General features: G+C 38.6%; 14 protein-coding genes. All 14 read right to left on the bottom strand.

What is annotated here, in order from left to right:
• Nucleotides 1-86 precede the first annotated feature (86 nt).
• A complete protein-coding gene (locus tag ACQKMV_RS09160) occupies nucleotides 87-857 on the bottom strand; it encodes a CheR family methyltransferase (RefSeq protein ID WP_427503522.1) in 771 nt (256 codons plus the stop codon).
• A gap of 84 nt (nucleotides 858-941) precedes the next feature.
• Nucleotides 942-1172, bottom strand: coding sequence for a hypothetical protein (locus ACQKMV_RS09165; RefSeq protein ID WP_427503523.1), 231 nt, complete (start codon nucleotides 1170-1172; stop codon nucleotides 942-944).
• Nucleotides 1173-1476: 304 nt separating this feature from the next.
• The gene (locus ACQKMV_RS09170; RefSeq protein WP_427503524.1) at nucleotides 1477-3102 is read right to left on the bottom strand and encodes a long-chain fatty acid--CoA ligase; all 1626 of its coding nucleotides are present in this window, start codon (nucleotides 3100-3102) and stop codon (nucleotides 1477-1479) included.
• Between the two features lie 231 nt (nucleotides 3103-3333).
• Nucleotides 3334-4095 (bottom strand): 3-hydroxyacyl-CoA dehydrogenase, encoded by a 762-nt coding sequence (locus ACQKMV_RS09175; RefSeq protein WP_427503525.1) that lies wholly within the window; start codon nucleotides 4093-4095, stop codon nucleotides 3334-3336.
• A gap of 15 nt (nucleotides 4096-4110) precedes the next feature.
• Nucleotides 4111-5259: a thiolase family protein gene (locus tag ACQKMV_RS09180; protein ID WP_427503527.1), complete on the bottom strand. Its 1149-nt coding sequence runs from the start codon at nucleotides 5257-5259 to the stop codon at nucleotides 4111-4113.
• 341 nt (nucleotides 5260-5600) lie between these two features.
• Nucleotides 5601-6017 carry a nucleoside-diphosphate kinase gene (gene ndk / locus ACQKMV_RS09185; protein ID WP_427503528.1) on the bottom strand — a complete coding sequence of 139 codons (417 nt, stop codon included), beginning with the start codon at nucleotides 6015-6017 and terminating at the stop codon, nucleotides 5601-5603.
• A gap of 86 nt (nucleotides 6018-6103) precedes the next feature.
• Entirely contained in the window at nucleotides 6104-7078 is a 975-nt protein-coding gene (hepT, locus tag ACQKMV_RS09190) for a heptaprenyl diphosphate synthase component II (protein WP_427424658.1), read from the bottom strand.
• A 19-nt stretch (nucleotides 7079-7097) separates the two neighbouring features.
• A complete protein-coding gene (locus tag ACQKMV_RS09195) occupies nucleotides 7098-7802 on the bottom strand; it encodes a demethylmenaquinone methyltransferase (protein WP_427503529.1) in 705 nt (234 codons plus the stop codon).
• Between the two features lie 15 nt (nucleotides 7803-7817).
• Entirely contained in the window at nucleotides 7818-8585 is a 768-nt protein-coding gene (locus tag ACQKMV_RS09200) for a heptaprenyl diphosphate synthase component 1 (RefSeq protein ID WP_427503530.1), read from the bottom strand.
• 230 nt (nucleotides 8586-8815) lie between these two features.
• Nucleotides 8816-9274 carry a hypothetical protein gene (locus tag ACQKMV_RS09205; RefSeq protein WP_427503531.1) on the bottom strand — a complete coding sequence of 153 codons (459 nt, stop codon included), beginning with the start codon at nucleotides 9272-9274 and terminating at the stop codon, nucleotides 8816-8818.
• A gap of 29 nt (nucleotides 9275-9303) precedes the next feature.
• A complete protein-coding gene (gene mtrB / locus ACQKMV_RS09210) occupies nucleotides 9304-9522 on the bottom strand; it encodes a trp RNA-binding attenuation protein MtrB (protein ID WP_049666799.1) in 219 nt (72 codons plus the stop codon).
• Nucleotides 9523-9585: 63 nt separating this feature from the next.
• Nucleotides 9586-10155 carry a GTP cyclohydrolase I FolE gene (folE, locus tag ACQKMV_RS09215; RefSeq protein WP_285394784.1) on the bottom strand — a complete coding sequence of 190 codons (570 nt, stop codon included), beginning with the start codon at nucleotides 10153-10155 and terminating at the stop codon, nucleotides 9586-9588.
• A gap of 325 nt (nucleotides 10156-10480) precedes the next feature.
• On the bottom strand, nucleotides 10481-10753 hold the full coding sequence (locus tag ACQKMV_RS09220; RefSeq protein WP_004232618.1) for an HU family DNA-binding protein: 273 nt from the start codon (nucleotides 10751-10753) through the stop codon (nucleotides 10481-10483).
• 199 nt (nucleotides 10754-10952) lie between these two features.
• Nucleotides 10953-12431: a stage IV sporulation protein A gene (gene spoIVA, locus ACQKMV_RS09225; protein WP_427503533.1), complete on the bottom strand. Its 1479-nt coding sequence runs from the start codon at nucleotides 12429-12431 to the stop codon at nucleotides 10953-10955.
• Nucleotides 12432-12497: the final 66 nt, after the last annotated feature.

Genomic DNA, 12497 nt, shown 5'->3' on the forward strand with positions numbered 1-12497 from the left:
TACGATTTATCTATATCTAAAGTCTTTAAAATATGTACATGACATTCATGTTGTCTACTGTACGAATGCTTTTCTCGTATTATTAACTATTTTCGTCTATAAAAGAATGTATCCTCGACTTCAAACTCATAACGAGATGGATTAAAGATTTGCTCTGTTGAACCAACAAATAAAACCCCATCCTTGCGCAATGCTTTACTAAAATCCGTATAAATCTGATCCTTTGCTTCTTCAGTAAAATAAATCATAACATTGCGGCAAACAATTAAATCATAATTAGAATCGTAATGATCATTAAGTAAATTATGCTTCTTAAAGGTCACACAACGTTTAATCTCATCTTTGACTCTATAGAAGGAACCTTCTTGCTCAAAATACTTTGCTTTAACATCACTTGGTACTTCTGCTAATGACCTCTCTGGATAGACACCTAATTTAGCCTTTTGAATGACATTCTCATCTAGATCAGTAGCGATGATTTGAATTTGAGATAATGGCACTAATTGCGATAATACCATGACTAAAGAATAAGGTTCTTCGCCCGTTGAACAAGCAGCACTCCAAATTTTTAAACGTTTATTAGATTGCAGTAATTTTGGAAATATTTTTTTCTGTAACACTTCCCACCGCTTCCCATTGCGATAAAATTCGGAAACATTGATCGTCATGCGATCTAAAAACTCATTCATTAAATCACGATCTTGTTCAAGTACCTTTAGAAAGTCCACAAAATTACGATATCCCTTTTTCTCATACAGAGATGTTAATCGTCTTTTCATTTGCGCTTCTTTATATAGCGCTAAATCTATTCCGGTTTTGCGCTTAATACCTTCTATAAACTGTTCATAATCAGACATGCGGTCTTCTTCCCCTCTAGCGTCGTATTTCCATTATAGCGGAAAAGTGCCATTCCTGAAATAGTCTTTCACATGTAATCCAAGTTACTTAGTTGAGTTTTGTTTTTCCTCTAATAATAACACTTTAGATTGCTCTAATTCTAGACGTAATTTTTCTGTTTCCATCGTATACGTTTCTAATCTTAGCTTCTCTAGCTCTACTTCCTTCTCTATAGCCTTTAATTTAAGTTTTTGTTTTTTTGTATGTGTATCTGTAAAAATACCTGCTAAAGAAATAATTACTCCTCCAATAATTGCAACTATCGCAATTGACAATACGTCCACATCCTCTCATTAATAATGATTATACGGTAAAATGGAGTAAATAGTTTCATTTTTCTTTTATCCATATAGTTAAAATATTCTCATTGATATTTTTAGTTTTTCACCAAAAGATGTACTTGACTACACATCCCATTCTATGGGACCCTTTCCACGTATGTGGCCGAGAGCCCCACCTCCGCTCCATATACTTTTTTCTTACAAACAATACTTTGTAATCAAGAACTATATTTTTGTATATCTAGTTTTTCAAACAAAAAATGAAGGCAGTTAGTTACCACCTTCAAGTCTTAGTCTCCTAAACCTCTACTTGATAATCTTTTAACTCTTCTCGCAATTTTACCTTCATAAATTTCCCTACAGAGGTTTTCGGTATCTCATTTAAAAATACAACGTCATCAGGAATCCACGTTTTATGGAATTGCGATTTTAACTCTTCTAGTAGCTCTGATTTTGTAATCGAATCCTTAAATTCAGGCTTTGGTACAACACATGCTAGAGGTCGTTCAATCCATTTTACATGGGGAACTGCTATAACAGCAGCCTCAAACACTTTAGGATGTGACATCAAAGCATTTTCAAGCTCTACTGAAGAAATCCATTCTCCACCGCTTTTAATTAAATCTTTTGTACGATCTGTAATTTTAATATAACCATCTACAGTCACTACAGCAATGTCACCCGTGTAGAGCCAGCCATCTTTAAAGGCTTCCTTTGTTCGTTCATCGTTATAATACTCTGCTGCAATCCAAGGGCCTCTAATTGTCAATTCACCCATTGTTTTGCCATCCCAAGTTACTTCACCATTTTCATTGACTACGCGTGTTTCAATGAGTGGCACTGTTATACCCTGCGTAGTACGAACATCCATTTTTTCATCCATTGTATAATCATGCATATGTGTTAAATATGTCGATACGCTAACAAGTGGCGACGTCTCGGTCATACCGTAGCCCGTCATGTAAGGAATTTTAAGCTCCTCTTCAAAGCCACGAACTAGGCCGAGCGGTGATGCCGAACCACCACATACAATCAAACGTAATGAAGACAAATTACGTGGATTTTTGCGTTGCTCCTGTAGTACTCCAAGCCAAATTGTCGGTACGCCTGCGGTCAAAGTTACCTTATATGTTTCAAATAAATCAAGAAGTAGCTGCGGTGTAAACATTGGCCCAGGAAGCACCTGTGTAGCACCAAATAATACACCAGCAAACGGGAATCCCCACGCATTCGCATGGAACATTGGTACGACAGGCAGTATAACATCTGCTTCGCTTATAGCAATACTATCGGACAGTCCTGCCGCTATACTATGGAGAACTATACTACGATGAGTGTATACTACACCCTTTGGCATTCCTGTAGTTGCACTTGTGTAGCACATGCCAGCAGGTGTATTTTCATCTAAATCATCTGGGAATCTAAAATCATCATTCGCCTCTTCGAGTAATGCCTCATAAGACAGAGCATTCGGTAATGGAAAGTCTTCTAGCACAACAGCATCTCCCAGTACTATAAAATGCTTTACTGATTTAAGCTGTGAGACAATTGGTGCAATAAGCGGAACTAAGTTATCATCAATTAATAATATTTCATCTTCTGCATGATTAATGACATAAGCAATATGCTCAGGTGCTAATCGAATATTAATCATATGCAACACAGCTCCTGCGCATGGGACTGCAAAATATGCTTCTAAATGGCGGTGGTGATTCCAAGCGAAAGTACCTACCTTCACGCCTCTCTCCATTCCAAGCTTTGTAAGGGCATCTGCTAATTTACGAGTTCGTTTTACATAATCTTTATAAGTAAGCTCATGAATTGTTGTAGGGCTTGTCCGCGAATATATTTTTTTCGCATGGAAAAATCGTTCTGCTCGATCCAAAAAACTTGTTAATAATAAAGGTGTATCCATCATATGCATAATAACGCTCCCCTTCGTTCATATAATTTTTGAATCGTCCAAGGCTGACTTCTGCTACCAATAATTACATATAAGACAAGTTGATTTTTCCGCTCGCTATTCGCAGACAAGTACCATTTCACTTCAGAGCCTCACAAAGGCGTAATCACAGGAAAGTGCCTTTGCTCATTCTCTAAGCTCTGTGTACAGTCTAGCTTATTTAGTTGTGGGCGAGCACCTTCGAGTTACCCCCTATTTCGGCTGCATACGAATCGCTCCGTCCAAGCGGATTACTTCACCATTTAATAAACCATTTTTGATAATACTTTCGACTAATAGTGCGTATTCTGATGGCTTCCCAAGTCGTTTAGGGAATGGAGTCATTTGGGCAAGAGCTATTCTTGCTGGCTCTGGTAACGATGCAAACATTGGTGTTTCTACTAATCCTGGAGCAATTGTCATAACACGTACACCAATTTCAGCAAGTTCTCGAGCAATAGGCAACGTCATCGCTGCGACACCACCCTTTGACGCGCTATATGCTGCTTGTCCTATTTGTCCATCAAATGCTGCCACAGATGCTGTATTGATAATAACGCCACGCTGACCATCCTCGTTTGGCTCATTATGTTGCATCTTCTCAGCTGCTAGGCGAATAACATTGAAAGTACCAATTAAATTTACAGAAATCACCTTTTGAAATAAATCAAGGGCATGTACACCACGCTTCGAAAGTACTTTACTTGCATCCGCAATTCCAGCACAATTCACTGTGACGTTAATAGACCCAAATCTTGCTACTGCTTGTTCTAGCCCTGCCGCTACATCAGCTTCCTTTGTGACATCCACACGTGCATATTGGACATTTTCCCCTAACTCCTCTACTAGTGCATGCCCTCGCTCGTCATTAAGATCAAAAATTACTGCTTTGCCACCCTCCGCAACAATTTTACGAACAGTCGCCTCTCCTAAACCAGATGCTCCCCCAGTTACAACTGCTATTACTTCATTCATCAAACGCAACCCCTTTTACATTTTTTCTATAATAGTGGCATTCGCCATTCCCATACCTTCACAAATTGCAAGTAAGCCATAACGTAAATTTTCCCGTTCCATTCTGTATAGCATCGTTGTTAACAGTTTTGTACCAGTCGCTCCTAATGGATGCCCTAAAGCAATTGCACCTCCATCTGGATTTAATTTATTTGGATCTGCTCCAATTTCATGCAACCAAACAAGTGGTACTGGCGCAAAAGCCTCATTCACTTCATACGTATCTATTTCCTCAATCGTAAGACCCGAACGTTCTAGCGCTTGTCTAGTTGCCTCAATTGGACCAGTTAGCATTAATGTTGGATCTGAGCCAACGACAACTCTTGTAACAATTTTAGCAAGCGGTCGGATGCCAAGCTCCTGTGCCTTTTCTAATGACATAATCACTACAGCTGAGGCACCATCACTCATTTGACTTGCGTTACCAGCTGTTATCACACCATCTTCCTGGAAAACGGTTTTTAGTCCATTTAATTTATCAACTGTCGTTTCTACCCGAGGTCCCTCATCAACAGAAAACGTTGTAACTGCACCGTCTTCTTGCGTAACTTGGACAGGCAGTATTTCCTCATTAAAACGGCCCGCCTCAATTGCAGCCAATGCTCTTCTATGACTATTGTAAGCATAGTTATTTAACTGTTCCTTTGATAGGTTCCATTTTTCCGCTATTTTCTCGGCCGATAACCCTTGATGTATAATTGTATGGTTGTCTTGTAATCGTTTACCCGCATGGGCACCCTTCATGTTGGACCCCATTGACACCCTCGTCATGCTTTCAACCCCACCAGCAATAACAATGTCCATATCGCCTGCTAAAATAGCCTGTGCTGCGAAATGGACAGCCTGCTGACTTGAGCCACATTGACGATCGATTGTCACACCTGGGACACTTTCCGGAAAGCCTGCCATTAATAATGCAGTACGGGCTATATTCGCTCCCTGCTCAGCAGTTTGCGTCACGCAGCCAAAAATAACATCCTCTACCTGATCCTTGTTGATTCCTGCTCGTTGTACCACTTCTTGCAAGACATCTGCCGCTAAGTCATCTGGTCTAACATTGCTTAATGCCCCTTTACTCCTGCCAACTGCTGTACGAACAGCCGAAACAATCACCACTTCTCTCATTTTTATAACCCCTTTGCACTATGAATTCTCATTTTTCCTATCATCCAATGTATTTAGATGTTATGAAATATATTCTTGATAATTAAGCTATTCAAAAACACTAATTATCAGAATATTGTATCTTTTATTTTACATGACTAAGAAGTATTTAACAATTCTATATGTATCTAGAAAATTCTATCCACTGTTTTAATAGGTTTTATTCTTAAGTGCTAGGTTTCTATTTGTCGCTTTAATAAAGCCCTTTCAGAACATAAAAAAAGCAATCTCAAATTGAATTGAGATTGCTTTATCTAATTACTAAATCAATTATGCCGAGGCATAATTGGTGCTGAAAGAAATTAAACTAAATCTTCACCGAAGAATAAGCCGATTTCACGCTCAGCAGAAGCAAGTGAATCAGAACCGTGAATGATGTTGTGAGAAACAGTTGTTGCATAGTCACCACGGATTGTACCTGGGTTAGAATCTTCAGGTTTAGTTGCTCCCATCATAGTACGAGCAAGCTTAATTACGTTTTCGCCTTCCCATACCATAGCGAATACAGGACCAGAAGTGATGAAATCAACTAATTCACCAAAGAATGGACGCTCTGCATGCTCTGCATAGTGCTTTTCTGCTAATTCTGTAGGAATTACCATTAATTTAGCACCTTTTAATACAAAACCGCGACGCTCAAAACGATCTACGATATCTCCTACTACTTGACGTTGTACGCCATCAGGCTTAACCATTAAAAAAGTTTTTTCGATTGCCATGTTTAAAACACTCCTTAAATTCGTATAACAGGTTTTACACCTACCGATAAATATTAACAAAAAATGAGCCTTTGTACAACAAAAAGCTAGAATTTACGCTTGCCCATAAATAAAGCAACATCACGTAGTTTCTTTTTGACGGGATGTTTTGGTAAAGCATCTATTTCCTGTAATGCCTTTTTCAAATACTTATCACTCATTTTATTAGCTTGCTCAATCGCGTCAGATTTACGCACATACTGTAGCATATTTTGACGTTCTGCTTCCGTCAATGTACCTGCAAATACTTTTACTAAATAAGGTTGCATCTCAGGATCATCTTTTAACAATAAAATCGGTAATGTAATATTGCCTTGCAATAAATCACTGCCTGCTGGCTTTCCTAACTCTTTATCAGTTGCCATAATATCTAAAACATCATCGATAATTTGGAAACTCATGCCTACAAAATAGCCGAAGCGTTTCAAATGTCTCACTGTTTTGGGATCGACACCTGCTGCTACTGCACCAAGTTCACAACTAGAAGAAATCAGTAATGCCGTTTTTCGTTTAATTCGTCTAAAATAATCCTTTAAACCTTGATCTAATCTAAATTTATCTTCGATTTGAATGACTTCACCGTTACAAATTTCCACCATTGTACGTGCTAAAATTTGATGAACTAATGGGTCTTCAAGCTTTGTAATATATTCAAGTGCACGTGCAAAAATAAAATCGCCCGTGTACATTGCAACTCTATTATTCCATTGTGATTTGACAGTCGGGCGTCCTCTTCGCATATTGGAATCATCAATTACATCATCATGCACAAGTGATGCCATATGAATAAGCTCTACTGGCACGGCTACATCTTTCATCTTTTCGATATCATATTCGCCAAATTTCGCGCCAAGCAACACAAAAATCGGTCGTATCCGTTTGCCACCTGCTTGCAATAAATGGAGAGAAGCATCATTGATCAAACATGAAGAAGAGTTCACTGCTTTTTCTAATTCGTGTTCAATGATTTCGATATCTGATTTCAAATCGGAATAGAGTAGTTTTAACTTCATCTTTTCCACGTGTGAAAACCTTCCCCCGTTAACGTATCTTTTTAAAGCCCATATGCATTGCCGCAGCACCGCCACTGTATGCTTTGTACGTTACTTTTTCTAAACCTGCTTGCTCAAACATTGCCGCTAACTTCTTCATACCTGGGAAATCATTTGCTGATTCCTGTAGCCAAGAATATTCTTTATAGCTTTTCGCAAATATTTTACCAAATATCGGCATTATATATTTAAAATATAAACGGAATAGTTGTCGATAGCCAGGAATTTCAGATTGAGATGTTTCTAAGCAAACAACCATTCCACCTGGTTTTACAACACGATTCATTTCCTTTAAAACTTGTAAATAATCTGGTACATTGCGAAGCCCAAAACCAATCGTTACAAAATCAAATGTATCGTCAGGGAAAGGTAATTCCATAGCATTTCCATGAATTAGTTCAATTTGTGGATATGACTTTACCTTTTGCTCGCCAACCTTCAGCATGTTTTTACTGAAGTCTAGTCCCTTTACTTCTCCACCTTCACCAACTGCCTCAGCTAAGGCAATTGTCCAATCTGCTGTACCACAGCAAACATCCAATGCCTTCGATCCAGGTTTAACTGCCATTCGCTTCATCGTATCATTACGCCAGCCAACATGCATCTGGAAGCTAATAACACCATTCATTTTGTCATAGTTTTGCGAAATACTTTCAAATACTTCGTGCACGTGCTCTTCTTTCGTTTTAGCCATTTTGAAAAACCTCTCTTATCCGTTAGTAGAAGCAATGGATGCCTCTACACGTGCTTGTAGAGCTTGTTTCACATCACCTTGTAAAAACGATGCATCTTCTAATATCTGTAACAGCTCTGTTTTTAATTGCACAACTTTGTCCTGGATGACGTTGCTATAGGTAACTCCAACATATCTCGCACTTTCTTCAAGAACCCTACTCATTAAAGATGCATGCCCATGTTGATATGTCGCCCATTCTCTTTCTAAACGCAAAATTAATAAGCTCTTCTCCATAATTGGAATATAATCACTAAATGAATAGAGCTCAAAAAATTTTGAGATTAAACCTGATTCAATATTACTTATTGAGGCAAACCATTGTTCGATTGATCGTTTTTCTGCCTCATATACTTTAATTTGGTGTTCACAACGTGCCACAATTCCTTGCGACAAATTTCGAATCAATGCGACATTCCCCGACATCGCTAAAATTTCATAATAACGGCCACTATAAAAGTCTCCAGCTAAAACGGTTAGCTGTTGTTCTTTTGATGTGGCATCTAATTCTTTTATATGATCGTGCGCCGCTAAGGCTGCGTACACAATTCCAACAGTGATTGCAGCTTCTCTTTCCTCTTGTTGCCACTCTTCACCATTCAAAAAGGGAACTAACAAGTAAAATAATTGATTTTCATCGAGCACAGGCACCCCTGTGTATTTTTGCAAAGTTCTATGACGAACATCCATGAAAATCTCTGTTTTTAATTGTGCAATTGAATTTTGAATGTATGTTGCATTCATAGACCTTACTCCATTTCACTTTCAAATACGTTAGTCGCTTCATGACCTAACGCTTGCTTACTGAGTCATTATAGCATACGCGACGATTCGGAATATAAAATTTTTGCTTTATTCAACACGATAGGCAGTAGAGCTTCCCCGTTAGAAAACGGAAGAAATCTAACTGCCTTATCAATTATGCCTCGGCATAATTGCGTCCGGAGGCTTTAGGCCAACACGATGTTGGTCACTCAGTCGTGTGTTGTTGTTGCTGCCGCTTCGCTTTCGCACAGATAAAACCATGTTGCTGTCGCTTCGCTTTCGCACAGATAAAACCATGTTGCTGCCGCTTCGCTTTCGCACAGATAAAACCATGTTGCTGTCGCTTCGCTTTCGCACAGATAAAACCGTGTTGCTGTCGCTTCGCTTTCGCACAGATAAATTGCCACAGGACGTGGCGTTCTTAGACTGAGTTCCGCTATTTCAGCAGATGTCTTTTGTACCGAAAGCGTAGCGACAGGTACAGATGTCTTTTGTACCGAAAGCGTAGCGACAGGTACAGATGTCTTTTGTACCGAAAGCGTAGCGACAGGTATGTTTGGACACCCGCTGAAAGAAGTTAAAATCGGAGTGAAAACATTACTAAGTTTTACACATCTAGTCGATTTATATGTGCCATCACTAATTTGCATGGACACAAGACCATTCATAAAGCACTTCTGAATGTAATTTATCTCTATTACTTTTTAGCTTCGCTATTTATAACACCATGAGCTGTATGAATCTGTGCTTTCCCGCGAATTTTCATGGCAGATGTATGTTCAGTAAATTGAGCAATCATAACCTCGCCCGCATCTAACTTTTCAGAATGATGGAACTTTGTATCTGTACCTCGCGTTAAACCGATTACATGTACGCCATCTTCCTCTGCTTGAATAACAATATAATCTTGTGCCATAGTCTGTACACTCCTTAAATCCGACAAATTCTTAGTCCATCATATCATATTTAGACATTCAATTTAAGACATTTGAATAAATGATAAAACTTCTCTACGTTTTACTTCATCTTCTTCGTAAATGCCGCGTGCAACCGATGTCACAGTTTTAGATCCTGGCTTCTTAAGTCCTCGCATAGTCATGCACATATGTTCTGCCTCAATCACTACATAAACACCTTTAGGAGAGAGCATTTCCATAATTGTATCAGCCACTGAAGAAGTAATACGTTCTTGTAATTGCGGACGACGAGCAATCGTTTCTACTGCACGTCCTAATTTACTTAGTCCAGCAACAATGCCATCGTTTGGTATGTATGCGACATGAGCTTTTCCGTAAAAAGGCACTAGATGGTGCTCACACATCGAATAAAATGGAATATCCTTTACAAGTACTAATTCCTCATGGTCTTCATGAAACACTGTTTTAAAATAATCTTTTGCGTCTTCATGTAAGCCACTAAACATTTCCGCATACATTTTTGCTACACGTTTCGGTGTATCCAGTAAACCTTCACGATTTACATCTTCACCTACCGCTTCTAAAATCATTTTTACTGCTTCCTCTATTTTTAATAAATCAACATTCGACATCCGTAAAAAACCTCCTGCGTATCTATACATAACACATTTCTTTATGCATCGTAGCATATCCAAAAGGTAAGCGCAAAACGACTTACTTGATTCAAAAGAAATTCAACGATATATGAGCAAAATAGCCACTTTATGCTTTCTATTGAGAAGCATATTTTATAAATTGTGCATATGATATTTATAATGCTTAAATATTAGTTTCTTGCATTTTTCTATGTACCAAACTTATTTACCGTACCTTCTCGAATTTTCAAAGTGAATTTAAAAAGAGCAGCCTCCATGTTCGTTTACATGAAGACTGCTCTATGTAACTACTAGACGTGTATTATTTTACAGCATCTTTAAGCGCTTTACCTGGTTTGAAAGCAGGTACCTTGCTAGCAGCGATTTCGATTTCTTTACCAGTTTGTGGGTTACGACCTTTACGAGCCGCACGTTCACGTACTTCAAAGTTACCAAAACCAATTAATTGTACTTTGTCACCCTTTGCAAGAGCATCTTGAATTGTATCAAATACAGCTTCAACTGCTTTAGAAGCGTCTTTTTTAGAAAGACCTGCAGCTTCAGCAACAGAGTTTACTAATTCTGTTTTATTCACACCATTCACCTCCTCTCAAAGGGTCATGAACCAATTCTGTAAAAAGATTAACACATAGGAAACCGCTACGCAACTGTATTCATTCATGATTATAACCAAAAAATTAATTTTTCACCCAAAAAACAAAAATAACAGGACTTTTCGCATAAAAACGAAAAGACCTGTGATATTTTTTTGCGCTTTATTTTTCTTTTTATCACTACAAAATAAATGTAACTAATCCTCTATCACCTTCGTTCACCATGCGTTCAATTGTTTGTCGCATCCGTTTTTTGGCGGTAGATGGAACTGCATCCATTTTATAGCGGATTCCTTCTTTTAACACTTCATGTAGAGGAGTTCCAAAAAGCTGTGTGCTCCATAAAGCTTCACGATCATGTAAATAAGCATGATTTAAATCCTTAAGTAATTGTTGACTATGGAATTCAGAGCCTATTAGTGGCGCGAATTCTGATTCCATATCTACACGAATGATATGATATGACGGTGCTTTTGCCTTCATACGCACACCATAAAAATTATTTTGTTTAATGAGCTCTGGTGCTGTTGGCTCAAACTCTTGCATCATCGGCAATGTTACACCATAACCAGTCGAATCTGCTTCATTAATAGCATTTTTAAAGCGTTTTTGTGCCTCTTTTGCTTCTGCTGCTTCTTTAATAAAGAGTAGCCAATCTCGCTTAGTCTCAATTGGCTCATCTAGCCATTCATTGCAAACCGACTTATATAACTCACTTTGTAATGACACTCGAATGACTGCTGTCCCAACACCAGCATCTACATGTACCACTTCACTTTGGTCAATAAAATCAATAGCTTTAAAGGCATCTGACGCCTGCTGTACATCTCTAATTTTCATAATAGATGACAACACTTCTTCCATCGAATCAATCAGTGCAATATTCAATGGGTGAGTTGCATCTAAAACATCTAACCAATCTGGTTTCTCTACCTCAATTGTTCGAATTGGAAATTCAAATAATGCTTCTTGCAAAATAAACTGAATATCAGATGCGCGCATTTGATCAATGGCAGTAGCAATTACTGGAACATTATAGCGTTCAAATAACTCATTTCGAAGCTGTACCGTTTCCTCTCTTGCTGGCATTTGGCAATTTAAGACAACAACAAAAGGTTTTCCAATTTCCTTTAATTGCTCTACAATTTCCTCTTCAGCCTTCTCTGCCGCACGACGACTTATACCATTTACCGTGCCATCCGTTGTTACAACAATTCCAATATTGGCATGGTCACGAATAACTTTATCTGTGCCTATTTTCGCCGCTTCTTGGAAAGGAATAGGCTCTGTGTGCCAAGGTGTATGCACATATTTTGGCCCATTTTCATCCTCATAGCCCTTTGTACCTTCAATGATGTAACCAACGCAATCTGCTAAACGAATTTGGAACGTCATTTCATCATCACCGACCGCAATACGTGTTGCTTGGGCAGGCACAAACTTCGGCTCAGCAGTCATAATGACCGGCCCCGGCGAGCTTTGTGGCAACTCGTCTTGTGCACGCATTCTTTCTGTTTCATCCACAATATTTGGTAACACGACCGATTCCATAACCTTTTTTACAAATGTTGATTTACCTACACGTACTGGACCGACAACACCAATATAAACATCGCCATTTGTGCGCTCTGCAATTTCTCTAAATACTGCTTCACTCAAGGTTTCTGCCTCCTTTATCTACGCTTTTTCACTATATGCAAGCAGGTAGATAAATATGAAAAGCCC

The organism is Lysinibacillus sp. NPDC094403, assembly GCF_050278745.1.
In the GTDB taxonomy this organism is placed as follows: domain Bacteria; phylum Bacillota; class Bacilli; order Bacillales_A; family Planococcaceae; genus Lysinibacillus.